Origin of the sequence: Kitasatospora sp. NPDC098652, assembly GCF_044760155.1 — a bacterium.
Classification (GTDB): domain Bacteria; phylum Actinomycetota; class Actinomycetes; order Streptomycetales; family Streptomycetaceae; genus Kitasatospora.
The window spans coordinates 369,841-394,990 of sequence record NZ_JBIWAQ010000003.1; the positions used below are offsets into that span (position 1 = coordinate 369,841).

At 74.7% G+C, this 25,150-nt stretch carries 24 protein-coding genes; 10 read left to right on the forward strand and 14 right to left on the reverse strand.

All coding sequences use genetic code 11. From position 1 onward, the window contains the following. Nucleotides 1-470 precede the first annotated feature (470 nt). Nucleotides 471-1,511 (forward strand): LPXTG cell wall anchor domain-containing protein, encoded by a 1,041-nt coding sequence (locus ACIQWA_RS09685; protein ID WP_402480383.1) that lies wholly within the window; start codon nucleotides 471-473, stop codon nucleotides 1,509-1,511. A gap of 234 nt (nucleotides 1,512-1,745) precedes the next feature. Here the strand turns inward: ACIQWA_RS09685 and ACIQWA_RS09690 are convergent, their stop codons facing one another. The 3 genes from ACIQWA_RS09690 to ACIQWA_RS09700 all read right to left on the reverse strand — a co-directional run bounded on the left by ACIQWA_RS09690 (nucleotide 1,746) and on the right by ACIQWA_RS09700 (nucleotide 5,330). Continuing rightward, nucleotides 1,746-2,855 (reverse strand): ionic transporter y4hA, encoded by a 1,110-nt coding sequence (locus tag ACIQWA_RS09690; protein ID WP_360240544.1) that lies wholly within the window; start codon nucleotides 2,853-2,855, stop codon nucleotides 1,746-1,748. A 91-nt stretch (nucleotides 2,856-2,946) separates the two neighbouring features. After that, complete coding sequence (locus ACIQWA_RS09695) at nucleotides 2,947-4,455, reverse strand: serine/threonine-protein kinase (RefSeq protein ID WP_402480384.1); 1,509 nt, start codon at nucleotides 4,453-4,455, stop codon at nucleotides 2,947-2,949. 113 nt (nucleotides 4,456-4,568) lie between these two features. Beyond that, nucleotides 4,569-5,330 (reverse strand): serine/threonine protein kinase, encoded by a 762-nt coding sequence (locus tag ACIQWA_RS09700; protein ID WP_402480387.1) that lies wholly within the window; start codon nucleotides 5,328-5,330, stop codon nucleotides 4,569-4,571. A 517-nt stretch (nucleotides 5,331-5,847) separates the two neighbouring features. Here ACIQWA_RS09700 and ACIQWA_RS09705 point away from each other — a divergent pair. Both ACIQWA_RS09705 and nagB read left to right on the forward strand, forming a co-directional pair. Further along, nucleotides 5,848-6,255: a hypothetical protein gene (locus ACIQWA_RS09705; protein WP_402480389.1), complete on the forward strand. Its 408-nt coding sequence runs from the start codon at nucleotides 5,848-5,850 to the stop codon at nucleotides 6,253-6,255. A 368-nt stretch (nucleotides 6,256-6,623) separates the two neighbouring features. Next, nucleotides 6,624-7,406 (forward strand): glucosamine-6-phosphate deaminase, encoded by a 783-nt coding sequence (gene nagB / locus ACIQWA_RS09710; RefSeq protein WP_402480392.1) that lies wholly within the window; start codon nucleotides 6,624-6,626, stop codon nucleotides 7,404-7,406. Nucleotides 7,407-7,555: 149 nt separating this feature from the next. On the opposite strand, the gene ACIQWA_RS09715 is transcribed toward nagB, so the two are convergent. From ACIQWA_RS09715 to ACIQWA_RS09725, 3 genes are all read right to left on the reverse strand, one after another. Then, complete coding sequence (locus ACIQWA_RS09715) at nucleotides 7,556-8,686, reverse strand: aminotransferase class I/II-fold pyridoxal phosphate-dependent enzyme (protein ID WP_402480395.1); 1,131 nt, start codon at nucleotides 8,684-8,686, stop codon at nucleotides 7,556-7,558. 10 nt (nucleotides 8,687-8,696) lie between these two features. After that, nucleotides 8,697-9,341 carry a PAS domain-containing protein gene (locus ACIQWA_RS09720; protein ID WP_360240562.1) on the reverse strand — a complete coding sequence of 215 codons (645 nt, stop codon included), beginning with the start codon at nucleotides 9,339-9,341 and terminating at the stop codon, nucleotides 8,697-8,699. Nucleotides 9,342-9,475: 134 nt separating this feature from the next. After that, nucleotides 9,476-11,125, reverse strand: a complete 1,650-nt coding sequence (locus tag ACIQWA_RS09725) for a beta-propeller fold lactonase family protein (RefSeq protein WP_402480398.1) — start codon at nucleotides 11,123-11,125, stop codon at nucleotides 9,476-9,478. A 230-nt stretch (nucleotides 11,126-11,355) separates the two neighbouring features. Between ACIQWA_RS09725 and ACIQWA_RS09730 the strand changes: the two genes are divergently transcribed. Both ACIQWA_RS09730 and ACIQWA_RS09735 read left to right on the forward strand, forming a co-directional pair. Beyond that, on the forward strand, nucleotides 11,356-11,799 hold the full coding sequence (locus tag ACIQWA_RS09730; RefSeq protein WP_402480401.1) for an RrF2 family transcriptional regulator: 444 nt from the start codon (nucleotides 11,356-11,358) through the stop codon (nucleotides 11,797-11,799). A gap of 116 nt (nucleotides 11,800-11,915) precedes the next feature. After that, entirely contained in the window at nucleotides 11,916-13,106 is a 1,191-nt protein-coding gene (locus ACIQWA_RS09735; RefSeq protein WP_402480404.1) for a globin domain-containing protein, read from the forward strand. Here the strand turns inward: ACIQWA_RS09735 and ddaH are convergent. Together ddaH and ACIQWA_RS09745 are read right to left on the reverse strand one after the other, a co-directional pair. Beyond that, the gene (gene ddaH, locus ACIQWA_RS09740; RefSeq protein WP_402480407.1) at nucleotides 13,096-13,920 is read right to left on the reverse strand and encodes a dimethylargininase; all 825 of its coding nucleotides are present in this window, start codon (nucleotides 13,918-13,920) and stop codon (nucleotides 13,096-13,098) included. The two genes, ACIQWA_RS09735 and ddaH, sit on opposite strands and share 11 nt — an antisense overlap. 235 nt (nucleotides 13,921-14,155) lie before the next feature. Next, a complete protein-coding gene (locus ACIQWA_RS09745) occupies nucleotides 14,156-15,037 on the reverse strand; it encodes an MBL fold metallo-hydrolase (RefSeq protein WP_402480410.1) in 882 nt (293 codons plus the stop codon). Between the two features lie 223 nt (nucleotides 15,038-15,260). On the opposite strand from ACIQWA_RS09745, the gene ACIQWA_RS09750 reads away from it, so the two are divergent. Beyond that, a complete protein-coding gene (locus tag ACIQWA_RS09750; RefSeq protein WP_360240580.1) occupies nucleotides 15,261-16,043 on the forward strand; it encodes an SGNH/GDSL hydrolase family protein in 783 nt (260 codons plus the stop codon). A gap of 25 nt (nucleotides 16,044-16,068) precedes the next feature. Here ACIQWA_RS09750 and ACIQWA_RS09755 read toward each other — a convergent pair whose 3' ends face one another. Then, complete coding sequence (locus tag ACIQWA_RS09755) at nucleotides 16,069-16,491, reverse strand: DUF2809 domain-containing protein (RefSeq protein ID WP_402480414.1); 423 nt, start codon at nucleotides 16,489-16,491, stop codon at nucleotides 16,069-16,071. Between the two features lie 112 nt (nucleotides 16,492-16,603). Between ACIQWA_RS09755 and ACIQWA_RS09760 the strand changes: the two genes are divergently transcribed. Further along, entirely contained in the window at nucleotides 16,604-18,064 is a 1,461-nt protein-coding gene (locus ACIQWA_RS09760; protein WP_402480417.1) for a DUF2252 domain-containing protein, read from the forward strand. 47 nt (nucleotides 18,065-18,111) lie between these two features. Here the strand turns inward: ACIQWA_RS09760 and ACIQWA_RS09765 are convergent, their stop codons facing one another. The 3 genes from ACIQWA_RS09765 to ACIQWA_RS09775 are packed head-to-tail and all read right to left on the reverse strand — an operon-like array spanning nucleotide 18,112 to nucleotide 20,870. Beyond that, on the reverse strand, nucleotides 18,112-18,798 hold the full coding sequence (locus ACIQWA_RS09765; protein ID WP_402480420.1) for an alpha/beta fold hydrolase: 687 nt from the start codon (nucleotides 18,796-18,798) through the stop codon (nucleotides 18,112-18,114). A gap of 27 nt (nucleotides 18,799-18,825) precedes the next feature. Beyond that, nucleotides 18,826-20,310, reverse strand: a complete 1,485-nt coding sequence (locus ACIQWA_RS09770; protein ID WP_402480422.1) for an MFS transporter — start codon at nucleotides 20,308-20,310, stop codon at nucleotides 18,826-18,828. Continuing rightward, the gene (locus ACIQWA_RS09775; RefSeq protein ID WP_402480424.1) at nucleotides 20,307-20,870 is read right to left on the reverse strand and encodes a helix-turn-helix domain-containing protein; all 564 of its coding nucleotides are present in this window, start codon (nucleotides 20,868-20,870) and stop codon (nucleotides 20,307-20,309) included. The genes ACIQWA_RS09770 and ACIQWA_RS09775 overlap by 4 nt, the downstream gene beginning before the upstream one ends. Nucleotides 20,871-21,081: 211 nt before the next feature. Between ACIQWA_RS09775 and ACIQWA_RS09780 the strand changes: the two genes are divergently transcribed. Further along, entirely contained in the window at nucleotides 21,082-22,359 is a 1,278-nt protein-coding gene (locus tag ACIQWA_RS09780; RefSeq protein ID WP_402480427.1) for a DUF5685 family protein, read from the forward strand. A gap of 197 nt (nucleotides 22,360-22,556) precedes the next feature. Here the strand turns inward: ACIQWA_RS09780 and ACIQWA_RS09785 are convergent, their stop codons facing one another. Next, nucleotides 22,557-22,700, reverse strand: a complete 144-nt coding sequence (locus tag ACIQWA_RS09785; protein ID WP_360240603.1) for a hypothetical protein — start codon at nucleotides 22,698-22,700, stop codon at nucleotides 22,557-22,559. Between the two features lie 210 nt (nucleotides 22,701-22,910). Here ACIQWA_RS09785 and ACIQWA_RS09790 point away from each other — a divergent pair, with 210 nt between their 5' ends. Both ACIQWA_RS09790 and ACIQWA_RS09795 read left to right on the forward strand, forming a co-directional pair. Then, complete coding sequence (locus tag ACIQWA_RS09790) at nucleotides 22,911-23,276, forward strand: DUF1348 family protein (protein WP_402480430.1); 366 nt, start codon at nucleotides 22,911-22,913, stop codon at nucleotides 23,274-23,276. 216 nt (nucleotides 23,277-23,492) lie between these two features. After that, a complete protein-coding gene (locus ACIQWA_RS09795) occupies nucleotides 23,493-24,560 on the forward strand; it encodes a TolB family protein (protein ID WP_402480433.1) in 1,068 nt (355 codons plus the stop codon). Here the strand turns inward: ACIQWA_RS09795 and ACIQWA_RS09800 are convergent. Further along, nucleotides 24,548-25,147, reverse strand: a complete 600-nt coding sequence (locus tag ACIQWA_RS09800; protein WP_402480436.1) for a hypothetical protein — start codon at nucleotides 25,145-25,147, stop codon at nucleotides 24,548-24,550. The genes ACIQWA_RS09795 and ACIQWA_RS09800 overlap by 13 nt on opposite strands. Nucleotides 25,148-25,150 lie beyond the last annotated feature (3 nt).

Genomic DNA, 25,150 nt, shown 5'->3' on the forward strand with positions numbered 1-25,150 from the left:
GCTGCTTGCTCGACCGGTGGCTGACGCGATCGGCCGCACGCACAACGGAATCGGCGGGCTGGGCGGTTCCAGACGGACGATAGAGAACCAGGCCCACCCCCCGCCGCCATGACACGCGGACCCGGGTCGCGGACCGGCCATTACCGGCCACCCGCCGATCACCCCGCCGCCGCCCCGCCGGTCGCCGTCGCGGCCCGCCGAGCCGGGTCCCGATCGACGAACCGCCACGTCAGAAGCCTGTGGCGCACATGAATTCACCACAATCGGGTGATCGGATCGTTGCGGGGAACTAGTCGGACCAATCGCTCTCAGCGCTGCATTCCGGCCAAATCCCCCTTGCGCCACCTTTCGTACTGCGGGAACTTTTGTGCCCCTCACGTCGTACCCGGCTGGCTCCCCTCCGGCGGGCGACCGAAGGCTCCCACCCACCGCGCGGACTCGTCCCGGCCCGCCGTACCCGATGGAACGCCATGCACCTCCGCTCCACCGCCGCCCGCTCCCTGGTGGCCGTCCCCACCGCCGCCGCCCTGCTGCTGCTCTCCCCCGCCGCGCACGCCGCCGCCGGTGGCAACGGCAAGGGCGCCCCCGGCAACAACGGCACCGTGAAGATCCACGACGCCACCACCGGCCAGGAGGACGTGCGCAACGAGCCCAAGGTCTGCACCTTCTACCTGGACTCCTTCGGCTTCGACCCGAACCAGGACGTGCTCTGGGCGATCTTCGACATGAACGGCGACATGACCGAGCCGCTCGTGTACGGCGACCTCCCGGTCGACGGCCAGGGCCACGTCCGCACCGAGGACATCGACCTCCCGGACGGCCACTACAAGCTGTTCTGGGCGACCGTTCCGCTGGTCGACGGCGAGCTGCCGGAGAACCCGGACGTCAGCAACCCCAAGCAGAAGGTCTTCAAGGTCGACTGCGGCGGGCGGACCCCGGCCCCGACCGGCAAGCCGACCGCCGTGCCGAGCACCAGCCCGTCGCACACCCCGGCGCCGTCGCACACCCCCACGCCGTCGCAGACCCCGGCGCCCACCCACACCCCCGCGCCCACCCACACCCCCGCGCCCTCGCACTCGGCCACGCCGTCCACCACCCCGCTGCCGCCGCTGCCGACCACCCCCGCGCCGACCGCCCCGGCCACCGCCCCGGCCACCGCCGCGCCCACCACCCCGGCCACCGCCCCGTCCACCGCCGCGCCCACCACCCCGGCCGCCGAGGTCCCGACCGGCGCCCCGAGCACCGTGCCGAGCGCCGGCCCGTCCACCCCGCCGACCGCCACCGTCCCGGTGCACCCCGGTAACGGCACCAAGGTCAGCCCGAGCCAGCCGCTGGTCGTGCCGGCCAAGGTCAGCGTCCCGACCCCGATCCCGGGCGCGGCCTCCGACGGCAAGAAGCTGGCCACCACCGGTAGCGACGGCACCCTGCTGTACGCGGGCGCCGGCACCGCCCTGCTGCTCGCCGGTGCGGGCGCGGTGGTCTACACCCGCCGTCGCCGTACCTCCGGCTGAGGCATCCCGGTACGCCGGTCCCCGGGGGTCTGAGCCATCCGGGGGCCGCGGTGCCGCGTCTGAGCCGCGGCGCCGGAGCACCCGGCCCGTCGACGTCCGTCGGCGGGCCGGGGTTCGTCCCTGATCCCGTCAGATCAGGGGCGGGGACGACGGAAGCCCCTGACCGCACGGGGGGACGTGCCAGGGGCTTCCGTTCATCTCCACGGCCACCGGGGCCTCAGTGGTTCACTCCTGTCACGGATTCACCGCCAGCACCACGAACTCCGCCAGCACCCCCAGGTGCAGCGCCCCCTGGAGCAGGGTCGCCCGGCGCGGGATGACGGTCAGGGTGCCGAGCACGACCGTCAGGGTCAGCAGCACCAGGTGCGAGGGTTCGAGGCCGAGTACCAGCGGGCCGGAGAGCCAGACCGAGGCGATCGCGACCGCCGGGATGGTCAGGCCGATACTGGCGAGCGCCGAGCCGAGGGCCAGGTTGAGGCTGGTCTGCAAGCGGTTGCGCACGGCCGAGCGCAGCGCAGCGATGGTCTCCGGCAGCAGCACCATCATGGCGATCACCACGCCGACCACGGCGTGCGGCAGTCCGGCGCTGTCCACCGCGGACTCGATGGTCGGCGAGACGCCCTTGGCCAGGCCGACCACCGAGACCAGCGCGACGGCGAGCAGCAGCAGGCTCGTCCCGGCGGCCCGGACGGTGGGCGGCGCCGCGTGGTCGTCCTCGTCCTCCTCCCGGCGGACCTCGCCCTCCGCGGTGACCGGCAGGAAGTAGTCCCGGTGCCGCAGCGTCTGGGTGGTCACGAACAGCCCGTACACCACCAGCGAGGCGATGGCCGCGTAGGTCAGCTGGGTGGTGGAGAACCGCGGGCCCGGGGTGCTGGTGGTGAAGGTCGGCAGCACCATGCTGAGCGTGGCCAGGGTGGCGATGCAGGCGAGCGCCGTGCCGGTGCCCTCGGGGTTGAAGACGGCGGTGCGGTACCTGACCGCGGCCACGATGATGGACAGGCCCATGATCCCGTTGCAGGTGATCATCACGGCGGCGAACACGGTGTCCCGGGCGAGGGTCGAGGACTTGTCCCCGCCGTCGGCCATCAGCGTCACGATCAGCGCGACCTCGATCACCGTGACGGCGACCGCGAGCACCAGCGATCCGAACGGCTCCCCGGTCCAGTGCGCGATCACCTCGGCGTGGTGCACGGCGGCCAGCACCGCCCCCACCAGGAACACGGCGACGACGCCGACCACCCAGCCGGGCAGGTCCTCGTGCCAGGTGAGGGCGAGGACGACGAACGCCGCCACCGGGACGACGACGGTCCATTGCGCGGAGGCCGCGCGGAGCTTCGTGATCATGCGCCCGAGGATCCCAGACCGGAGGCCGGTCGCCCGGGTGCCCGCGCCGGGATGTGGGTGGATGTGGCCCGACCTGTCCCGAACTGCGCGCTCACCCGCCGTAGTCGGCGAGGTACCGGAGCACCCTGTCGACGTGCGGCCGGACCCGCTCCGGGACGCCCCCGGCGGCCGTCACCGTCTTGTCGCTGGTCCGGTACGCGGCGGCGACCAGCGCGGGCAGGTCGCGGGTGAAGCCCTGCCGCTTGAGCTGCTGGTCGAGCCAGCAGACGTAGTTGCCCATCGCGGCGATCGCGTCGCCCGGGTCCAGGTAGGACTTCGGCCCGGGGTGGCTGGCGGCCTTGGCCCAGGCCTCGAAGACCGCGGGCGTCCACATCGCGATGCCGTACTCGCCGGTCTCCGGGCGGGCCGCGCTCGGGTCGAAGCCGCTCTCCGCCTTGAGCATGGCGGCCAGCAGGACGGGGGTGACCTCCGGCTCCGGGCAGCGCCGGGCGGCGTCCTCGACCATGCCCTGGTAGGCGACCGGGACGTCGGAGCCGGGCGGGATCGCCCCGGGCAGCGGCGCGGCATGGTGGTCGCCCGGCCCACCCCGGCCGCTCTGGCCGCTCTGGCCGCTCTGGCTGCTCTGGCCGCCCGGCTCGGGCCCGCCGGTGAGCGCGAGCAGGACGGCCGCGCAGGCCAGCACCCCGAGGCCGGCCCGCAGCACCCGGCGGCGGGCGGCCGGGCGGGTGCCGGCCCGGGCCACCAGGGCGGCCAGGTCGGTGCGGGCGCGCTCCTCCCGGTCCGGGGCCAGGCAGGCCGCCACCACGGGCCGCCAGCGGGACGGCAGCGCCTGGTCGAGCCGCAGCGGGGCCGCGCCGCGCGCGTACGCCTGGGCCGCCAGCGAGCGGGCCCGGGCGGTGGCGCCGAGGAAGGGGTGCAGTCCGCCGGTGAGCAGTTGGTGGGCGATCACCCCGAAGGCCCAGACGTCGGCGCTGGGGCGCACCGCGACCCCGCGCGCGCCGGTGCGCTCGGACCACCACTCGGGCGGGACGTGGTCGGGTGAGCCGAGCGGCGGGGCGTAGGCGTGGGTGCCCTCCAGCTCGGCGGTCAGGCCGAAGTCGGCGATCTTGGCGGTGCCGTCGGGCATCAGCAGGATGTTGGCCGGTTTGAGGTCCCCGTGCACCCAGCCGGCCCGGTGCATGTGGGTCAGTCCGGCGCAGACCCCGGCGAGGATCCGCTCGGCGCCGGGGACGGCCCGGCCGGGGCGCGCGACGGCGAGCAGGTCCTGGAGGCTGCGGGCGGCGCGTTCCATCACCAGCGCGACGGCGCCGTCCAGTTCGGGGTGGTCGGGGTCGTCGACGGTGACCACGGCGAGGGTGCGGATCAGGTGGGGGTGGTCGGCGCGGCGGCTGAACCGCAGTTCCCCGGCGGCCATCTGGGCCACCGTACGGCGCTGGCCGGGGCTGGAGCGGGCCGGCCCGAGCAGTTTGACGGCGACCGGGGTGCCGTCCGGGCCCTCGGCGGCGTAGACGCTGCCCCAGGCGCCCGCGCCGAGGAAGGCGCCGGTGCGGTAGCCGGCCAGGGGGTAGCCCGGGGGGACCTCGAAGGGCGGCCGCCGCACCGACCGCCCCTCCGGTGGCGGCGGCCCCTCGCGGTCGGGCCCCTCGGGACAAGGCTCGCAAGGGCCGGGCTCGTCGCGGTCGGGCCGGTCCGGGTCCGGTCGGTCGGCCGGGGTCACGGCCGGGCGACCGGGCGCCGGGGCGGCAGCAGCGAGAGGTGCTCCTCCCGGACGAGGTCGAAGCGCAGGGCCAGGGCGACCAGTTCCTCGCGCTTGCCCCCGGCCGGGCCCTCCTCGTACGGCTCGCGCAGCCGCAGTTTGGCGCCGACCAGGTAGTCGATGTGGTAGTTCACCGCCGAGCGGGTCAGCCCGTGGCAGGCGGGCAGGGCGCGCAGCCGGGCCAGCACCTCGGTCACCCCGGGCACGGCGGCGGCGGAGGGCGAGCGCAGCCGGGGTTCGCAGAGCGCGAGCAGCACCAGGAAGTACTTGGCGGTCGGGTCCAGGGCGAAGGGGCTGACGGTGTGTTCGCCGTCCGCGTCGGCGGGGTGGCCGTCCAGGTAGCAGTGCTGCGGGGCGAAGACCTTGAAGGCGGCGGGCTCGCCGAGGGCGGGCAGCAGGACCCGGGAGAGCTCGAAGGGGACGGGTGCGCCGAGCCGGCCGGGGGCGACCTTGACGTGCTCCCCCGCGCCCTCGAGGTTCTCCACCACATAGGTGGCGGTGGTGGAGAAGTTGGACAGCAGCCAGTAGTCCTCGGCGGCGACCACTTCGCCGGCCCGGCGGGAGACGCCCTGGTCGGGCAGCGGGATGGGGACGGGCCGGGCGGGCTCGCCCCGGCCGAACACCGCGGTCTCACCGGGGCCCATCCGCAACAGTGCGGGCGCCGCGCCGGACGCCGACTCCGGCCCCTGGCCTGGTAGTTGCACGATGACCGTGTCCACGCCGCCACCTCCGTGGGATCGGTTCGATGGTATCCGTCCGATTCGCCCCGATGGCAAGGCACTTACCCGGACGAGTGACGGGGCCCGGACGGCGCCCGGCCGGGGTCCAAGCGGGGCCCGGACGATCGCTGTCGACAAAAGGGTGGTTCAAGGCCTGGTCAAAGCAGCGGAGTCGGAGTACGGGAAACCCGGCCCCGGGACCCCTCCAGCCCTCCCCCGGCGCACGCACCGGCCCCTGCCCGGCGCCCCGCCGCCCCGAGCGGGACCCCGGCGCCGGGCGCGCTCGGCCATGAACCCTTGCAGGTCAGGACGTTGGCGATGGCCAGGGAAGGTGCGGACCGACTGATCATCCGTCAGGCCGCGACTTGTCCGTGTGCTGAACATCCGGCGAACGATTGCAGCCAGTAGTTGAACCGTCACCATGGGTGTGACGCAACGCACACTTGCCGATCTCATGATGTGTGCAAGACTCATCTCAAGAAGTGAGATTCCCTTTGTTTCCAAGGAGGTTCGTATCATGCGCACTCGGATTGCAGCCGTGATGATGACGGTGGCAGGGATCGCCGGGCTGTCGGCCGCCCCCGCCGTGGCCGCCACGGCGACGTCCGAGGCCGGCACCGCGGCCTGCGCCACGGTGCTCAACCGCCCCTGCATCACCCACCAGGCCGACGGTGAGGGCATCGTCGGCATCGCCCAGGTCAACGCGGACCCCACCCAGTTGACGATGGTTCAGGTAGAGGTGCGCACCCAGCAGGCCTGGGGCAGCCCGTGGGAGACGGTCGCCAGCGCGGCGACCGTCCGACTCGGCTCCGCCCAGGCCGTCACCCCCAAGGTCACCGCCACCGCCCCCCGCATCATCTGCGCCACCGCCGGCCCGGCGCTGGACGCCGCCAAGCAGGTGACCACCTGTACCAACCCGTTCTGATCCGGCGCGCTCCGCTCCGGCAGGCCGGACCCCGATCGGCCACCGGAAGGAAGCCGTCCGCAAGGACAACGCCAGGAAGAACACCGTCCGGAAGAACACCGTCCGGAAGGACACCTCCGTAAGACAGGGCAGCCCGGACCTCCGGGCACCGGGAGCCGGGGCCTTCGGGCCCCGGCTCCTCGGGCTTCCCGGACCCCCGCCCTCCCGGCCTTCCCCGGCGGCGGCCCGGGGCCCGCGGAAAGCCCCCACCAGGCCGGACCTCCGGCTGCGACACCGGCCCCGGGTGGACCTGGGGGCCCGTTCACGGCAAACTGGTCTAGACCTCGAAGGTCTAGACCTCAGCCACGCCTCAGAACGGTGGACCCAGTATGGAAATCGTGATCGTCCCTGACGCCCGAGCGGCCGGCGAGCTCATCGCCGCGGCGATCACCGATCTGCTGACCGACAAGCCGGAGGCCCTGCTCGGCGTCGCGACCGGCTCGACCCCGCTGCCGATCTACCAGGCCCTCGCCGAGCGGGTCCGCGACGGCCGCCTGGACGCCTCCCGGGCGCGCGTCTGCCAGCTGGACGAGTACGTCGGCCTGCCGGCCGGCCACCCGGAGTCCTACCGCTCGGTGGTGTTGAAGGAGGTCGTGGAGCCGCTGGGCCTGACCGAGGAGTCCTTCCTGGGCCCGGACGGCAACGCCGCCGACATCGCCGCGGCCGCCACCGCCTACGACCGCGCGCTGGCCGAGGCCGGCGGCGTGGACCTGCAGATCCTCGGCATCGGCACGGACGGCCACATCGGCTTCAACGAGCCCTGCTCCTCGCTCTCCTCCCGGACCAGGATCAAGACCCTGACCCGGCAGACCCGGGTCGACAACGCCCGGTTCTTCGACAGCATCGACGAGGTCCCGCACCACGTCATCACCCAGGGCATCGGCACCATCCTGGAGGCCCGCCACCTGGTGCTGCTGGCCACCGGCGAGGCCAAGGCCGAGGCCGTCGCGCTCGCCGTCGAGGGCCCGCTGGCCGCCGCCGTCCCCGCCTCGGCCCTGCAGCTGCACCCGCACGCCACCGTGGTGGTGGACGAGGCCGCCGCCTCCCGCCTCAAGCTGGCCGACTACTTCCGCGACACCTACGCGGCCAAGCCGGCCTGGCAGAAGCTCTGACCCTGCGGCCGCCGACGGCGGAGGGCCCGGGCACCGATTCGGTGTCCGGGCCCCGCGCTGTCCACGCCCGACTGTCCCCGCCCGGCCGTCCGCGCCCACTCCGCGCCGCCCGGCCGTCCCCGCGCCGGCCGCCGGCGGGGTGGGGCGGCTCAGCGCTTGCGCAGCCAGTCGGCGAAGGCCTCCAGGGCCGGGCCCGGGTCGCGGCGGCCGACGCCGATCCGGAAGCGGTCGGCCGGGGTGGGGGTGAGCTCGGAGCGGAACATGCTCGCGGGCATCAGCAGCACGCCGGCCTGCTCCACCAGCGCGGTGCAGAAGTCCTCCACGCCGTCCGGCCCGAGGTAGCGCGGGTAGGCGACGCAGCCGCCGTCCGGGGCGCGCCAGTCGAAGAGCTCGGGGAACTCGGCGAAGAAGGCGTCGAAGTGCGGCAGGTTCGCCGCGATGATCCCCCGGTTGCGGTCGAGGATCCGCTCCCGGGCGGTGATCGCGATCCGGGCCAGCACCTCGCTGGGCGCGGAGTTGCAGATGGTGGTGTAGTGCTTGGCCCGCTCCAGCCGGGTGCGCAGCTCGCGGTCCCGGCAGGCGATCCAGCCGATCCGCAGGCCGGGGAGGCCGAGCGACTTGGAGGTCACGTTGAGCGAGAGCGCGGTGGCCGAGAGGTCGGCGGCCTGCGGCAGGATCCGGGCCGGGTCGCGTTCCAGGCCGCGGTAGACCTCGTCCGAGAACAGCCGGATGCCGCGCTCCTCGCAGAGTTCGGCGAGCCGGGCGAGGTCGGCGGCGGCGATCAGGGTGCCGGTCGGGTTGTTGGGGAAGTTGACCGAGAGCACCTTGGTGTTCGGGCGCAGCGCCGCCTCGACCGCGTCCAGGTCGAGCGCCCAGTCCTGCCGCTCGTCCAGGGCGACGCCGGTGACCTCGCACAGCGAGAGCGGGATGGTCTCCGCCGACTGGTAGTTGGGGGTCACCACCACCGCGTGGTCGCCCGGCTCCAGCAGCACCTGCATGGCGAGGTTGATCCCCTCCTGGGCGCCGCCGAAGCAGATCACGTCGTCCGCGTCGACCTGCTCGTACATCCCGGCGATCGCCCGCCGCAGGCCCGGGTCGCCGAAGGTCTCGGTGTAGCCGAGCGCCAGGGTGTCCCAGGCCTCGCGGTCCTCCGGGCCGGCCAGGGCCAGGAGTTCGGCCATCGTCATGGTCTGGGCGTCGGAGGCGGTGAGGTGGTGGCGGGCGGTGAACTCCCAGCGGGTGAAGTAGGTTTCGAGCCGGAAGTCGGGCAGCTGGGTCATCGGGTGGTCCTCAGTTCTTCCTGGGCGCGGCGGGGTGCTTGAGCTCGGCGAGCAGGGCGTAGGCGGTGGAGCGGGAGATCCGCAGCGCCACGGCCACGACGGGGACGGCGCGGCGGACGGCGAACACCCCGGCCGCGTCCAGTTCGCGCAGCACGGCGAGCCGGTCCTCGCGGGTGAAGCGCTCCAGCGGACGGCCCTGGGCGCGGACGTGGCCGCCGACCACGTCGTTGATCCGCTCCGTCCAGTCGCGTTCGAACAGCGGCTCGGGGCGGGGGGCGGTGGGGGCGGCGAAGTTGGTCAGCAGGGCGGCGGCCTGGTCCAGCGGGCCACGGTCCAGGTTGACGCAGAGCACCGCCGAGGGCCGGCCGGCGTCGTCCCGCAGCACCGCGCTGACCGAGGAGAGCCGTCGGCCGTCCGGCAGCAGCTTCTCGTACGGCCCGTAGACGTCCGGGGCCGAGGGGTCCAGTTCGTCCAGCTCGCCGAGCAGGGACCGGTCGCCGGGGGCGCGGGCGGTCATCGGGTTCCAGATGGCCAGCACCCGGTCGGTGGCGGTGTCGTGCAGCACCACCTCGGCGTACGGCCCCAGCAGCTGGGCGACCGCGCGGCAGACCGGCGACCAGGTCCGCACGCGCGGGTCAGGGGTTTCGGCAGGCATGGATGGACTGTACGTCCGACTCGGACACTCAGTCCAGAGGCGGGAGCAGGGCTGGGTGTGGGAGAGGCCCCGCCCGGCGTTCCGGACGGGGCCTCCGAGGGGGCGCCCAGTGGCAGGCGATCAGCGGCAGGTGATCAGTGGCAGGTGATCAGCAGGCCGAGGACGGAGGTGCAGCTGCGGGTCGCCCGGCTGGTGGCGGGCGAGGGGTCGGCGGGGGCGCCGGCGGTGCGGGCCACGGTGACGTCCCAGGAGGTGAGCAGGCTCAGCGCGCCGACCCGGACGGAGAAGTGCCGGGTGGCACTGGCCCCCTTGGCGAGCGGGGCGGCCAGGGTGCAGGTGAGCTTGCCCGCCGCGACCGTGCAGTCGGTCGAGGTGGTGGTCGGCCCGGTGGGCAGAGCGGCGGCGACGGTGGCCGCCGTGATCGGGTCCGGGCCCTGGTTGGTGAGGGTGACGGTGTAGTCGACCCGGCTGGAGAGCAGGTCGGTGACCGGGGTCGCGGTGAGCGCGACGGCCAGGTGGGCGCTGGGCGCGGTGTAGCCGAAGCGGTCGGCGGCGACGGCGGCACTGGTGCCGCCGGGCGTGGTGACCTGGACGTCGACCGGGCCGGTCACCGTGGTGGCGGGGGCGGTCGCGGTGCAGCTGGTGCTCGTGCAGCTGAACGAGGTGGCCGGGCCGGCCGCGCCGAAGGTGACGGCGGTGGCGCCGTTGAGGTCGGTGCCGGTGATGGTCACCGTGGTGCCGCCCGCCCCGGAGCCGCCGTTCGGGCTGATCCCGGTCACCGCCGGCACCGGCAGCGGGAAGTTCAGCACGTCGACGGCGTCACCGGTGAAGTCGGCGAGGTAGCCGCGCCGCCCGTCGGCGCTCAGCGCCAGGGTGTACGGGCTTGCGCCCACCGGGACGGTCGCGGTGACGGTCCGGCCGGCCGCGTCGATGACGCTCAGCGTGTTGTCGGCGTAGTTGGAGACGTAGGCGGTGGAGCCGTCCGGGGCGAGGGCCACCGAGTAGGGGCCGTTGCCGACGGTGACCGTGCCGACCAGGGTGCCCGCGCCGGTGTCGAGCACGGCGGCCGTGGTGTCGTCCCCGTCGGCGGCCCACAGCCGGCTGCCGTCGGGGCTGAGCGCCAGGCCGAAGGCGCTGTGGCCGACCGCGATCGTGGCGCTCACCGCGTTGCTCGCGGTGTCGACCACGTTCACCGCCTTGGCGCCGGAGGCGGCGACGTACAGCCGCTTGCCGTCGGGCGAGACGGCGAGCCCGTGCGGCTCGGCCCCGACCGGGACGGTGGCGGTGACGGTGTTGCTCGCGGTGTCCAGCACGCTCACGGTGCCGGCCCCGGCGTTGCTGACGTAGGCACGGGTGCCGTCCGGGGAGAGCGCCAGGCCCCAGGGCTGGACGCCGACCGGGACGGTCGCGGTGACGGCGTTGCTCGCGGTGTCCACGACGCTGACCGCGTTGTCCAGGTGGTGGGTCAGGTAGGCGCGCCGGCCGTCGGGCGAGACGGCGACCGCGTAGGAGCCCGTACCGGCGGTGAAGCTGCCGGTCACCGTCCGGGTCGCGGTGTCGAGCACGCTGACGGTGCCGGTGTTCTGGCTGGTCACGTAGGCCCGGGCGCCGTCCGGAGTGAGCGCCACACCGGCCGGGTAGGGCGCCACCGGCACATGGGCCGCCACGGTCGGCGGGGGCGCGGCGGCCTCGGCGGGGGCGGGCTGGGAGAGCAGCGCGGCCGTGGCTGCGGATATCGCCGCCACGGCCGTCCAGGTGCGCCGGGGTGCACGCGGTGATCTCACGGATTCTCCAGGGGAGGTCGACCAGGGGGAGGTGGTGAAGGACGTGGCTCCGGAGCCGCTGCGAAGCGTAGATCGCTTGGTGACGGCGCGTCAGGAGCTGATCGGTAATGTCGCCAACTGTTCAGATTCGACCGAGATGCGGCGGGGCCACAGGCGAGGTCACCGGGAGCGCCCGTCGGGGTCGTGCAGGAAATTGGAGTTCTGGAGTCGTATTCGCTAGCGTTTCGATCGTGAGGCTGACCAAGAGCACCGACATCGCCCTCCGCATCGCCATGCGGCTCGCCGTGATCGGCGAGGGCGAGAACCCGACCACCCGCGAGGTGGCCGAGTCGGTCGGCGTGCCGTACACCCACGCGGCCAAGGTGGTCAGCAGGCTGCAGCACCTCGGGGTAGTGGAGGCCCGGCGCGGACGCGGCGGCGGGCTGATGATCACCTTCGCCGGGCGGACCGGCTCGCTCGGCCTGCTGCTCCGCGAACTGGAGGGCGTCGGCGACGTGGTCGGCTGCGAGGACGACCCGCCGTGCCCGCTGCGGGCCGCCTGCCGGCTGCGCGGGGCGCTGCGCACCGCCCAGGAGGCGTTCTTCGCCGCGCTCGACCCGCTCAGCATCGACCACCTGGTGGCCTCCCCCACCGGACCGGTCCTGCTCGGCCTCACCGCCCGACCCGTCGACTGACCCCGGCGATCAACCCCGCCGATCAACCCCGCTCCCCGGGGGGTCGGTCGGCACTCACGGGCTTAAATACGAATCTCAGGTACCAGTTTCTCAGCCACCCGTCAGGAGTTCCTCTGATGCTGTCCGCGAAGTCCGCCGAGGTCGTCGAGGCCACCCTGCCCGTCGTGGGCGCCGCGATCGGTGACATCACCCCGCGCTTCTACGACCGGCTGTTCGCCGCCCACCCCGAGCTGCTGCGCGACCTGTTCAACCGGGGCAACCAGGCCAACGGCACCCAGCGGGAGGCGCTGGCCGGCTCGATAGCCGCCTTCGCCTCCGCGCTGATCGCCCACCCCGACCAGCGGCCGGACGCGATGCTCGCCCGGATCGCCCACAAGCACGTCTCGGTCGGCATCGAGAGTGCCCAGTACAAGATCGTCCACGAGCACCTGTTCGCGGCGATCGTCGAGGTGCTCGGCGAGGCCGTCACCCCGGAGGTCGCCGCCGCCTGGGACGAGGTGTACTGGCTGATGGCCAACGCGCTGATCGCGATCGAGGACCGGCTGCGCGCCGAGGCCGCGGCCGGCGGCGACCCGGCCGAGCTGTGGCGCCCGTACACGGTGATCGCCCGCCACCAGGAGACCTCGACCGTCGCCAGCTACCTGGTCCGCCCGGCCGACGGCCACCCCGCCCCCGTCTCCCGCCCCGGCCAGTACGTCTCGGTGCGCACCCGACTCGCCGACGGCGCCCACCAGATCCGCCAGTACAGCCTCTCCGGCGGGGCCGACGGCGCCCTGCGGTTCAGCGTCAAGCGCGAGCCCGGCGGCGAGGTCTCCGGCCACCTGCACGACCACCTGCACACCGGCGACACCGTCGAACTGGCGCCCCCGCTCGGCGACATCACCCTCGCCGAGGGCGACGGCCCGGTGCTGCTCGCCTCCGCCGGCATCGGCAACACCCCGATGACCGCGATGCTCGACCACCTCGCCGCCACCGGCTCCACCCGGCGGATCGTCTCGGTGCACGGCGACCGCGACCAGCTCAGCCACGCCTTCCGCGCCGACCTGGAGCAGCTGACCGCCAGGCTCGCCGACGCCACCGCCCATGTCTTCTACGAGCAGCCGCTCGGCGACTGGCCGGCCGAGCGCACCGGCCTGGTCGACCTGTCGACCGTCGAGGTCCCGGCCGGCACCACCGCCTACCTGTGCGGACCGCTGCCCTTCCTGCGCGCCGTGCGCGGCCAACTGCTCGCGGCGGGCGTCCCGGCGGCGGACATCCACTACGAGGTGTTCGGGCCGGACCTCTGGCTGGGCGCGGTCAGGGCCTGAGCTCCAGGGTGCAGCACTTCGCCCCGCCGCCGCCCTTGAGCAGTTCGGAGACGTCCACCGGGATCGGCTCGTAGCCCTCCTCGGCGAGCCGGCCGGCCAGGTTCTTGGCCGTGTCCGGGAGCAGCACCCGGCGGCCGTCCGAGACCGCGTTCAGTCCGAGCACCTCGGCGTCGGCCCGGTCGGCGAGGAGCGCGTCCGGGAAGAGGGTGCGGAGCACGGAACGGCTGTGGGCGTCGAAGGCCTCCGGGTAGTACATGACGTGGTCGTCGGAGAGCACGGCCAGCGCGGTGTCCAGGTGGTAGAAGCGCGGGTCGACCAGGGTCAGGCTGACCACGGGGACGCCGAACAGCTCCTCCGCCTCGGCGTGGGCGGCCCGCGAGGTGCGGAAGCCGGTACCGGCGAGCACCCGGCGTCCGACCACCAGGTGGTCGCCCTCGCCCTCGTTGACGTGCCCGGCGCGGCGCACCGCGCGGTAGCCGTGCAGCCGGAACCAGGACTGGTAGGCCTCGGACTCGGCGGCCCGCTCCCGGTGGCGGAAGGTCGCCACCAGGGCCCGGCCGTCCAGCACGGTGGCCCCGTTGGCGGCGTAGACCATGTCGGGCAGGCCGGGCACCGGGTCGATCAGCTCGACGGTGTGGCCGAGGCGGCGGTAGGTTCGGTGCAGCAGCTCCCACTGGCGGACGGCGAGCGCGGTGTCGGTGGGCTGCGCCGGGTCCATCCACGGGTTGATCGCGTAGTCCACCGTGAAGTACGTCGGCCGGCACATCAGGTAGCGCCGGGGCCGCGCCGTACGTGCCGGAGTGTGCGTGGGCATCGCTCAACCGTCCTAGGATCGCGGGGAGTTCGGGTGCGGAGCTGCGGGTCGCTGCTGAGGCGGCTGCCCCGCGATCCCCACTCGCACACCCGCGCGGGCGCCCCCGGCGGGCGCAACCCCCCGCGCACCCGGCGCGAGCCCCGGCGCACGAACCGGCGGGCCGGACGGGGTCACCGGCGGGCCGGGTCACCGGCGAGCCGCGCCGGGCCGGACCCTCACCGGCGGGCCGGACCGCTCACCAGCGCACCGCGGCGAAGTCCACCGGCCCGGTCCGCAGCGCGCGGGCCCGGACGGCGAGGGCGCGCAGCCGGCGGTCCGCCTCCTCGGCGGGCATCCAGTGCTTGTCGCCGTGGCCGGGCAGCAGCCACTCGAAGCGCAGCGCGTCCAGGCTGCGCTCCAGCGAGGCCGCCTGCTCCTCGATCGAGTACCAGGTCACCGCCTCCTGCACCTCGATGTCCCGGTTGGTGCGGGACCAGTACAGGCTGTCGCCGCTGAAGCAGTACCGCTCGTCGGCGACGTACAGCACGCTGCCGCGGGTGTGGCCGGGGAAGGGGTGGGCGACCAGGCCGGGCGACACCTCCACCGGGTCGGTGCCGCGCAGCACCCGGTCGGCGTCCGGGGCCGCGGCGAGGTCGCCCTCGTGGATCCAGAGCCGGGCGCCCAGCCGGTCGGCGTACGCGCGGCCGTGCGCCGCGTGGTCGCGGTGGGTGAGCAGGACGTCGGTGACCGGGCCGAGCGCCTGGTAGCGGGCGGCGAGGGCCTCGCTCCAGCGGGGCGTGTCGATCATCACCCAGCCGTCGGGGCGGCGACAGAGGTAGGCGGTGGCGCCCGCGGTCTGCCGCGAGTTGTGGCCCAGCAGCAGCACCTCGCCGGTCTCGTCGAGGGCCAGCGGGAACGGGTCGGTGGCCCGGTCGAGCGGGCCGTTGCCGGGGCGGATCGAGCGGGTCGGGCAGGCGTGGGCGGCGGCGAGCAGTTGGCGGCGCTCGGCCTCGTCGCGCGGCTGGCGGACCAGCTCGGACTTGCGGTCGCGCTCCCGGATCAGGTCGGGCGCGAGCTGCCGGGCGACGTCGCAGTTGGTGCAGCGGTCGTCGACGGTCCAGTTCTCGGAGCTGTTCATGGCCGGTGCTCCCCCAGGAAAGGTACGGCGGCCGGAGCGGCGCGCCGTCCTTCGAGGATCGTCCGGGCGGGCCGGAAAGCGGAAGGGGGAACGGACCTTGTGCTTTCCCGGACCGGGCGCTCTGCGGCCGGGCGGGGCCGTAGAGCGTACGTGGCCCATCTCACGTTCCGCCAGGCTCACCTACGGTGGCGTAGGTCACTTGAATGGGTGAACTATCTCTTTCATGCCGAACCTCCAGGAGACCCTTGACCTCAGTTCGTACGCCGCCCTCGGGGACAGCTTCACCGAGGGCCTGAACGACCCCGGTGCCGACGGCGCCTTCGCCGGCTGGGCCGACCGCCTGGCCGGGCTGCTCGCCGACGGGCGGCCGCCGGGCGGGTTCCGCTACGCCAACCTGGCGGTGCGGGGGCGGCTGTTGGACCAGATCGTGGCCGAGCAGGTGCCGCAGGTCCGCCGGCTCCAGCCCGACCTGGTCACCTTCTGCGCCGGCGGCAACGACATCCTCCGGCCCGGCAGCGACCCGGACGAGGTGGCCGTCCGCTTCGAGGCCGCCATCGCCCAACTCGCCGAGAACGCCGGGACGGTGCTGATCTGCACCGGCTTCGACACCCGCGAGGTGCCGCTGCTCAAGCACCTGCGCGGCAAGATCGCCACCTACAACGGCCACATGCGGGCGGTCGCCGACCGCTACGACTGCAAGGTCGCCGACCTGTGGTCGCTGCGCGCGGTGCAGGACCGCCGGGCCTGGAGCGAGGACCGGCTGCACCTCTCCCCCGAGGGCCACCAGCGGGTCGCCCTGCTGGCCGCCCGTTCGCTCGGCCTGCGCACCCAGGACGACCCGGAGGCCCCGTGGCCGACCGCCCGCGCGCTCACCCCCGCCGACCAGCGGCGGGAGAACCTCCAGTGGGCCCGCGAGTACCTGATCCCCTGGGTCGGCCGACGCCTGCGCGGGGAGTCCTCGGGCGACCACGTCGAGGCCAAGCGCCCGGAGCTGCTGCCGCTCTGACGCGCCATCAGAATCTGACGCGCCATCAGACATTCGCACCGGGTGCTGCGGGCCGGCTGATCCGGCCGGCCCGCAGCACCCGGTGCGACAGCGCGGCGCCCGCCGCGCCGACCAGGTACCAGAACAGGTCCGGCGGGTTGAAGGTCGACCCGAGCACCAGGTGCACCAGCGCGCTGTGCCGCCCCCAGGCGTCCGGCAGGCCGGTGGCCTGGAACAGCTCCACCGCCCAGCTCACCGCGGCCGCCACCAGGGCGGCCCGCAGCGGCCGCACCCGGGGCGCGACCAGCACCACCAGGGCGTACACCAGCACGGTGTAGAGCGCGTCGCCCGCGCACTTGGCCACCTCGCCGGTCAGCACGGCGCGCACGCCCAGGCCCGCCGCCACCGTCACCAGCGCCGCCGCGGCAGCGGGCAGTCGTACCGTCAGGCCGTTCCGAAGCTCAGTCACCCGCCCCACGGTAGGCCCCGGTCCGCCCGCACGGCACGGCGGGCCCCAGCTGGCCCAGCGGCCCCGGGAACCACCGCGCCATCCCGGACGTCCTCCCCCTGTTGAGCCATCCGTGCAGGTCACGGGCGGGAGTTCGAGCAAGGCGGGCGGGGCGGGGACAGTGACGGAGAACAGAGGCAGCACGGCACGGCGGCAGTTCGGCGTCCCCGGATTCGCGACCGGCCCGGACGGCCGGGCGCAGCGGGCCCGCGAGCAGGGCAAGGCCCTGCGCGAGCGCGTCCCCCGGGAGCGGCACGCGGAGTTCACGCCCGCGCCCGACCGGCCCACCGCCGTGGCGGCGATCGAGGCCTCCAATGCCGGCCGGATCCCCGGGCTGGTGCCGATCCGGGTCGGCCGGATGGCCGCCACCCCGTTCGCCTTCCTGCGCGGGTCGGCCGGGCTGATGGCCGCCGACCTCGCGGGCACTCCGGTGACCGGCGTCACCGCGCAGCTGTGCGGGGACGCCCACGCGGCCAACTTCGGCCTGTACGGCGACGCGCGCGGCCAACTCGTGATGGACATCAACGACTTCGACGAGACCGTGCCCGGCCCCTGGGAGTGGGACCTCAAGCGGCTGGCCACCAGCCTGGTGCTGGCCGGGCGGGAGACCGGGGCGAGCGAGACCACCGCCCGGGCCGCCGCCGCGCACGCGGCCGCCTCCTACCGGCGCACCATGCGCACCCTCGCCAAGCTGCCCGCCCTGGACGCCTGGAACGCCGTGGCGGACGAGCAGTTGGTGTCCTTCACCGAGGCGCACGACCTCACCGAGGTGCTGACCAAGGTCGGTGCGAAGGCCCTCGGCAACACCAGCGCCCGGTTCGCCGCCCGCAGCACCATCCGTACCGCGGACGGCGGCTGGCGTTTCACGGCCGCCCCGCCGGTGCTCACCGAGGTCACCGACGCGACCGCCCGGGCGGTGGCCGGGGCGCTGGGCCCGTACGTGGCGACGGTGCCCGCCGAGGTGCGCACCCTGCTGTCCCGCTACCGGGTGCAGGACGTGGCGTTCCGGGTGGTCGGCACCGGCAGCGTCGGCACCCGCTCGTACGTCGTGCTGCTCACCGACCACCGGGACCAGCCGCTGGTGCTCCAGGTGAAGGAGGCCCGGCCGTCCGTGCTGCTGCCGTACCTGGACGGCGGCCGGGGGCAGCGGCCGGAGGAGCACGAGGGGCGGCGCGTGGTGCTCGGCCAGAAGCACATGCAGGTGGTCAGCGACACCCTGCTCGGGTGGACCACCGTGGACGGACTCCCCTACCAGGTACGGCAGTTCCGCAACCGCAAGGGCAGCGTCGACCCGGCCGCGCTGCTGCCGGGCCAGCTGGACGACTACGCCCGGATCACCGGGGCGCTGCTCGCCCGGGCGCACGCCCACACCGCCGACCCGGGGCTGCTCGCCGGGTACTGCGGCAAGAACGAGGCGCTGGACGAGGCGGTCGCGGCCTTCGCCGTCACCTACGCGGACCGCACCGAGGCCGACCACGCCGAGCTGCTGGCGGCGGTGCGCAGCGGGCGGCTGCCCGCCGAGCAGGGGGTCTGAGGGGGCAGGCGTCGACCGGCGGGGTCCGGGTGGGACAGCCGGGTCGCTCAGGGCGCCAGGAACGGCGCCACGGCGGCGACGTACTCGGCGGGCCGGGTGCGGTGCACCAGGTGCCCGGCCTCGATGGTGACCAGGCGGCAGTCCGGGACGAGCCGGGCGAGTTCGGCGACCCGCTCCTGCGGGATGTGGCTGGTGGCACCGCCGACGACGACCAGGGTGCGGGCGGTGATCCGGGCCAGCCCCTCCCGCCAGGCCGGGTCGGGGGTGTCGAGCTGCGCCTTGACGGCCCGGACCATCGCCCAGTCGAAGTGCGCCGGTTCGTCCGCGCCCTCGGGCGGCACGCTCGACGGGCGCGGGTACAGGGCGGCGATGTCCTCCAGGACGAGCCGGTCGACCCGCTCGGGTGCGGCCTGGGCGAGCAGGTAGGCGACCACGCCGCCCATCGAGTGGCCGACCAGGTCGACCCGGGCCAGGCCGAGCGCGTCGAGGAAGGCGAGCACGTCCTCGCGCATCTCGGCCAGGCCGTAGCGGGCGGTGCGGCCGCTGTCGCCGTGGCCGCGCAGGTCGAGCGCGTACACGTGGTGGTCGGGGGCGAGCTCGGGCAGCACCGGCTCCCAGTCGGCGGCGCGCTCGCCGAGGGCGTGCAGCAGCACCAGCGGCGGGCCGTCGGGGCGTCCGCTCTCCCGGTAGGCGAGCGTGACGCCGGGCAGTTCCACCGTTCGTACTGTCGTCATGGCGACACCGTACGCGCCGACCGGCTGCTACCGGACGGCCGTTCGCCCTCGGCGCACCGGGGCGGTGCCGTCGGGGGTGCGTTCCGGCCCGGCCGGCCGGCCGGCGAACACCGAGGCCAGCACGGCGAGTCCGGCCACCGCCGCGCAGACCAGGCTCGCCGCCAGGTAGGCGGAGCGGTGGCCGCCGCCCCCGGCCGTCTCGCGCAGGTAGACCCCGGACAGCGCGGAGACCGCGACGGCCGCCGCGATCCGCTGCGCCATCTGCAGGATCGCCCCGCTGACGCCGGCCGCCTCGGCGGGCGCGTGGCGCAGCACGTAGGCCTGGTTGGTGGAGCCCATCAGGCCGACCGAGGCGCCGCTGAGCAGTTGGAGCAGGGCGAGCAGCCAGGGCAGCACGGCGGCCGGGGCCCAGTGCGCGACGGCGCCGCTGAGCAGCATGGCGAGCGCGGAGCCGGTCATCCCGAGGGTGACGGTGCGCCGGCCGAGCCGCTGCACCACCCGCCAGGCGAGCGCGGAGGCCGCCGCCATGGCCAGCGCGGAGGGCAGCGAGACCAGGGCGGCGCCCATCGGGGACAGCCCCAGGCCGTCCTGGAGGAACATGGTGAGGACGAGCGAGGCGGCCAGCGAGGAGCCGAACTGGGCCATCGCGGTGGCCGTGCCGAGCGCGTACGGCGCGGAGCGGCTGAGGGCGGGGTGGATCAGCGGGTGCCCGCCGGTCCGGGCGTAGCGGCGCTGCCATCCGACCAGTGCGCCGAGCAGGGCCAGGGCGCCGGCTCCGAAGGCCAGCCAGCCGGCCCAGCCGGGCGGTTGGACGAAGGGCAGCATCAGGGCGAGGGTGAGCGCGCCGACCAGCAGCAGGCCGAGCAGGTCGAGGTCGGCGTGCCGGGTGGCCGGGCGGGGCGCGGGCAGGTGTCGGACGGCCAGCAGCAGGGTCGCCAGGCCGAACGGGAGGTTGAGCAGGAAGGTCAGCCGCCAGCCGAGTTCGGGGCCGGCCGCCGCCAGGACCAGGCCGCCGACCGGCGGGCCGAGGGCGAAGGCGAGGCTGCCGGTGACGGCGTACATCCCGAGGGCGCGGGCGCGCAGCTGGCCGTCGAAGACGTCCTGGAGGGTGCCGATCATCTGGGAGTTGACCAGTCCGGCGCCGACGCCCTGGAGCAGTCGGGCGGCGATCAGCACCTCCGGGGCGGTGGCGGTCGCGGAGACCAGGCTGACCGCGGTGAACAGGGCCAGGCCGGTGACGAAGAACCACTTGCGGCCCTTGACGTCGCCGAGGCGGCCGCCGGGGATCAGCGCGAGGCCGAAGGCGAGGGAGTACCCGGCGACGATCCACTGGAGGTGGGCGGGCTGGGCGTGCAGGGTCTGGCGCAGGGCGGGGAGGGAGGTGTTCAGGACGGACTGGTCGATCAGGGTGGTGAAGCCGCCCGCGACGCAGACCAGCAGGACGCGGCGCCCGGCGGCGTCGAAGCGTTGCCTGCCCGCCCGCTCCGGTATCGGGCCGGTGGCGGTGCTCATGACTCGACCACCACCAGGGCGTAGCGGGCCTCGCCCGGGCCGAGGCTGCGGAAGCGCATGCTGCCGGAGCCGTAGCGCAGGCAGTCGCCGGGGCCGAGGAGTTCGGCCTCGCCGTCCAGGGTGAGTTCCAACTGCCCCTCGAACAGCCAGAGGTGGTGTTCCAGCCCGGGCAGGCAGGGGCGGTCGTAGGCGATGTCGGCGCCGGCCGGGAGCCGGCCCTCGATGATCTCGGCGTGCAGCGAGCCGTGCGGCGGGGAGACCGAGCGACGGACGAAGCCGGTGGCCTCGTCGCGCCAGAGCTGCTGGTCGCCGGCCCGGACCAGCCGGGCGGGGCCGGACTCCACCTCGGCGAGCAGCCGGGACATGGTCCGCCCGTACACGGTGCACAGTCGCCCGAGCAGGGCGGCGGTCGGGCTGACCTCGGCGCGTTCCACCCGGGAGAGGGTGGACCGGCTGACGTCGGCCAGTTGCGCCAACTCCTCCAGCGTCCAGCCGCGTTCGACCCGCAACTCGGCGAGCCGTTGTGCCAGCCGTTCGTCGGCGGCGGTGTCGATTCCCATATCCGTGATGCTATCCCGGATCTGGGACCGCCTCCCGGGAGTTCTCCGGAAGCCGTGAAGGTCTGACGGCGGCTCGGTCTCGAGGCGGCCTCGGTTCGGCCGCCCGTCGACCGTCACCGAGCCGGTGATCATATGATGTTCGGCGACAAAGGGGCCGGTCAGCGGCCCGAGGGGCCGTGCCGCGGCCCACCGGCGAGGGGGAGCAACGATCGTGTTCGGCATCATCAGACCGTGCGGCCACCGGCTGTCGGAACGCCTCCGCACCTCCTGGATGGCGCACCTGTGCGGGCTCTGCCTCGCCCTGCGGGACGACCACGGGCAGCTCGCCCGGACCGCCACCAACTACGACGGCCTGATCATCTCCGTCCTGGTCGAGGCGCAGGCCGCCCCGACCGACACCAACTGGCGCCGCACGGCCGGGCCCTGCCCGCTGCGCGGCATGCGCACGGCCTCCGTCGCCAAGGGCGAGGGCGCCCGGCTGGCGGCCGCCGTCTCGCTCGCGCTCGCCTCGGTGAAGATCCGCGACCACGTCGAGGACCGGGACGGCGTGTTCGCCCGCCGCCCGGTGGCCGCCGGGGCCCGCGCGGTGACCAGGCGCTGGGACCGGCAGAGCGCGGGCAGCGCCTCCGCGGTCGGCTTCGACACCGCCGTGCTGCTCGACGCCGCCTCCCGGCAGGGCGAGTTGGAGCGCTCGCTGCGGCCCGGCGGCTCCGTGCTGCTGGTCACCGAGCCCACCGAGACCGCCACCTCGGCCGCCTTCGCGCACACCGCCGTGATCGCCGGGCGGCCCGGCAACGCCGCCCCGCTCGCCGAGGCCGGGCGGCTGTTCGGCCGGCTCGCCCACCTGCTGGACGCCGCCGAGGACCAGGCGGCCGACGCCGCCTCGGGCGCCTGGAACCCGCTGACCGCCACCGGCACCGACCGGGCCGAGGCCGAACGGCTCTGCCGGGACGCCGTGCACGGCATCCGGCTCGCGCTCCGGGAGGTCGAACTCACCGACCGGGCCCTGGTGCACGTGCTGCTCGCCCACGAGACGGAGACCGCGGTGGACCGGGTCTTCGGCCGGGCCGGGCACGCGGCAAGCTGCCGGCGCGGTCCGGTCGGGGCCGAGCACGCCACCGCCGACACCCCGCAGGACGCGCCGCCGCGTCAGGTGCCGCCCGGCCAGGCCCCGGAGCAGGCGCCCCTCCCCCCGTGGGTGCCGCAGGGCCCGGGCTTCGGCCCGCCGCTCGGCGGGAAGCCGCCGCACCCGCGCAACCTGCTCGCCGGGTGCGCGGTGTGGGCCCTGATGGCCTGCTCCTGCCAGCTGCTCTGCTGCGAGCACGACGACCCGTTCAGCCGGGAGCGCCGCAAGGGCTTCTGCGAGCGGCACGACTGCGGCAAAGCCTGCGACTGCTGCGACCCCAGCTGCTGCGAGTGCGGCAAGTGCGGGTGCGACTGCTGCGATTCCTGTGGCTGCGAGGGCTGCGACTGTGGGTGCGACTGCTGACGGTCGATCAGTTCCGTTCCGACACCGGCACCGGCGCCCCCCTGGGCGCCTCCTCCGGCTCGGGCTCCGGCTCCGGCTGATCCGACGCCACCGGCCCGGGGTGCCCCCGCAGCACCCCGGGCCGGTCCGCGTCCCGGTGCTCCTCCCCACGCCGCCAGAGCGGCAGTACCGCCACCGGACCGCGCGCTTCGGCGGCCTCAGGTCTCACGCCCCGCCACCTCCCGGTCCGCCGCCAGCGAGCTCTCCAGCCCGGCCAGCAACTGCCGGAACCGCTCGGCGTCCTGCTCGGTCATCCGCCCCTCGGGCGCCGCCCCCGGCCACTCGGCCGTCCTGTCGTCCATGGCCCCGACGCTAGGCGGCGGCGATCAACGGGCGATAAACGAGGGGCGCGTGGGGCGCAAGGGGCGTACCCGCACCGAACTCCACCCCGCCCGACGGCTTGGCGGGGGCAGCGGTCGGTGGTTCAATGCCAATTGTTAGGAAGGTTTCCTAACAAGGAATCGCCGGATCCGAGCACGACCTCTTCCCCCCACCGAGAGGACGACCTCCCCATGGACCGCAGCACCGCCGGCAGGACCACCAGGAACACCGCCCGGGCAGTGACCACCGGGACGGCACTCGCCGCCTTCCTCACCCGCAAGTGGCAGCGCGAACTCGACTACCGCCTGGTCAAGGAGCTGTGGGCGCACGACGGCGACCGGATCGCCGTCCGCTTCGCCTACGAGTGGCACGACGACGCCGGGCAGTGGTACCGCTCGCACGGGAACGAGAACTGGGAGTTCGACGCGAACGGCCTGATGGCCCGTCGGCTCGCCTGCATCAACGACCTGCCGATCGCTCCCGGGGAGCGCCTGCTGCACTGGCCGGCCGGCCCACGCCCGGACGGCCACCCGGGCCTCACCGAGCTCGGCCTCTGAGCGCTCGGCCTCCGAGTGCTTCGGCCCTTGCGGGCGCGGCCGGTTGACGCGGCGTCCGGCTGACGCGGCGTCGGGCGGCCCGGCCCCGGTCCCCACCCCGGCGGCCCCGCATCACTGTTCCAGGGTTGTGACGAAGCCCGCACCGGCCGCGGACCTCGGACTGGGAACCTCCTTGTCGAAAGCCACAGCACCACCGAGGGGGACCAAGAGATGTCCGTGCGCAACAGATTCGGCAGCGCCGCCGCCATCGCCCTGATGACCACCGCGGGCGCGGTCCTGCTCTCCGCCTGCGGCCCCGAGAACGGCGACTCCGGATCGACCGCCGCCCCCAGCGCGCCGGTCACGGCGGCGCCGGGCGGCGGATCGCACTCCGGCAGCCCGGCGCCGGGCGGCAAGGAGCCGGGCGGCAAGGAGCCAGGGGGCAAGGAGTCCGGCGGCAAGGAGGTCAACGGCACCTCCGCGGCCAACCACCTGACCATCAGCACGGGCACCCGGACGGTCGCCATGAACGGCACCACCGTCGACTTCGGCACCGTGGTGCGCGACCTCGCGTGGTCCCCCGACGGCAAGAAGGCCGTCTTCGTCGACGGCGACGGCAACCTGCTGACCGCCGCCCCGGACGGCAGCGGCAGGGCGACCCTCGCCAAGGCCCCCAGTGGCGAGACCTGGTCCCACCCGACCTGGCAGCACGCCGACAAGGGGCCGAGCGGCGGCGCGGTGCCCGACGAGACCGACCGCTACAACAACATCGTGTTCACCTCCAACAAGGGCGGCGTGCTGCGGCTGGAGAAGGTGCCCGCCAAGGGCGGCGCCGTCGAGGAACTCGCCCCGCACAACTCCGAGGCCGGCGACGCGGCCGGCGCCCCGCAGCCGCCGCAGACCGGCAACACCTGGGCCAACGCCGGCGGGCAGCGGGCCGACATCGCGTACGCCAACACCCCGTCCGGCGAGGTGTACATCTACGACGACTACATCCGCCCGGCCACCCGGGACATCGGCAAGGGCTCCCAGCCCGCGCTGTCCCCGGACGGCGGGAACATCGTCTTCGTCCGCTCGGTGAACGGCCACGACCACCTGTTCACCCGCTCCACCGAGCACGACCGGACGACCGAGAAGGACCTCACCCCCTCGGCCACCACGGACTACACCGAGCCCGCGTGGTCCCCCGACGGCAGGACCGTCGCGGCCCGCACCCCGGACGGCATCAGCACCGTACCGGCCGACGGCTCGGCGGCCCCGGTCCAGGTCTCCACCGTCAAGGGCCTGCCGGTCTACCGGCCCTGATCCGGGGTCGGGCGCGCCAACTCGGCACGCAGTTCAGCGAGGTGCTCGTCCGCCGACTCGTGCGGCAGGAACTCGACCAGGTCGAGGAAGCGGAACAGCACCCGCTCCTCGGTGACGGCGTACTCGTAGTCGCCGAACCCGACCACCGCGCCCGTCCCACCGCGCGCCGCACCGCGGACGGCGGCGGCGGTCAGCCCCTCCCCCGCGCCCTCGGCGCTCACCCGCCGACGGGCGTTGGGCCGGGCCAGGTACGGGCACACCATCGACGCGTACAGCATGCAGGCGCGGTGACCCGGGCCCTCCATGGTGGGCGCCAGATTGCGGTACGGGCGCCCGGCCCCGAGCGCCTCCGCGATCGCGGCGCTCTCCGCCGGACCGACCACCCGCCAGACCGGACCGCGCGGCATGAGGGCGCCGCACACCGAACAGCGGCGCTCCAGCGCGCAGTCGGCGCTGCGCCCGTGGTCGGTCAGCGCGAACTGCGGCTGCCCGTCCTGCCACGGCGTGATCGCCGGCACCGGGTACCCGCGGGCGTCCCGGGGGCGCTCCCCCACCTGCTCCGGCATCGGCACCTGTTCGAATCGCACGCC

What these genes read in the sequence shown, in the direction of transcription:
- ACIQWA_RS09685 (WP_402480383.1), top strand. Translation starts at nt 471, where the DNA reads ATGCACCTCCGCTCCACCGCCGCCCGCTCCCTGGTGGCCGTCCCCACC.
- ACIQWA_RS09690 (WP_360240544.1), bottom strand. Translation starts at nt 2,855, where the DNA reads ATGATCACGAAGCTCCGCGCGGCCTCCGCGCAATGGACCGTCGTCGTC.
- ACIQWA_RS09705 (WP_402480389.1), top strand. Translation starts at nt 5,848, where the DNA reads ATGCGCACTCGGATTGCAGCCGTGATGATGACGGTGGCAGGGATCGCC.
- nagB (WP_402480392.1), top strand. Translation starts at nt 6,624, where the DNA reads ATGGAAATCGTGATCGTCCCTGACGCCCGAGCGGCCGGCGAGCTCATC.
- ACIQWA_RS09715 (WP_402480395.1), bottom strand. Translation starts at nt 8,686, where the DNA reads ATGACCCAGCTGCCCGACTTCCGGCTCGAAACCTACTTCACCCGCTGG.
- ACIQWA_RS09720 (WP_360240562.1), bottom strand. Translation starts at nt 9,341, where the DNA reads ATGCCTGCCGAAACCCCTGACCCGCGCGTGCGGACCTGGTCGCCGGTC.
- ACIQWA_RS09735 (WP_402480404.1), top strand. Translation starts at nt 11,916, where the DNA reads ATGCTGTCCGCGAAGTCCGCCGAGGTCGTCGAGGCCACCCTGCCCGTC.
- ddaH (WP_402480407.1), bottom strand. Translation starts at nt 13,920, where the DNA reads ATGCCCACGCACACTCCGGCACGTACGGCGCGGCCCCGGCGCTACCTG.
- ACIQWA_RS09745 (WP_402480410.1), bottom strand. Translation starts at nt 15,037, where the DNA reads ATGAACAGCTCCGAGAACTGGACCGTCGACGACCGCTGCACCAACTGC.
- ACIQWA_RS09750 (WP_360240580.1), top strand. Translation starts at nt 15,261, where the DNA reads ATGCCGAACCTCCAGGAGACCCTTGACCTCAGTTCGTACGCCGCCCTC.
- ACIQWA_RS09765 (WP_402480420.1), bottom strand. Translation starts at nt 18,798, where the DNA reads ATGACGACAGTACGAACGGTGGAACTGCCCGGCGTCACGCTCGCCTAC.
- ACIQWA_RS09770 (WP_402480422.1), bottom strand. Translation starts at nt 20,310, where the DNA reads ATGAGCACCGCCACCGGCCCGATACCGGAGCGGGCGGGCAGGCAACGC.
- ACIQWA_RS09775 (WP_402480424.1), bottom strand. Translation starts at nt 20,870, where the DNA reads ATGGGAATCGACACCGCCGCCGACGAACGGCTGGCACAACGGCTCGCC.
- ACIQWA_RS09785 (WP_360240603.1), bottom strand. Translation starts at nt 22,700, where the DNA reads ATGGACGACAGGACGGCCGAGTGGCCGGGGGCGGCGCCCGAGGGGCGG.
- ACIQWA_RS09790 (WP_402480430.1), top strand. Translation starts at nt 22,911, where the DNA reads ATGGACCGCAGCACCGCCGGCAGGACCACCAGGAACACCGCCCGGGCA.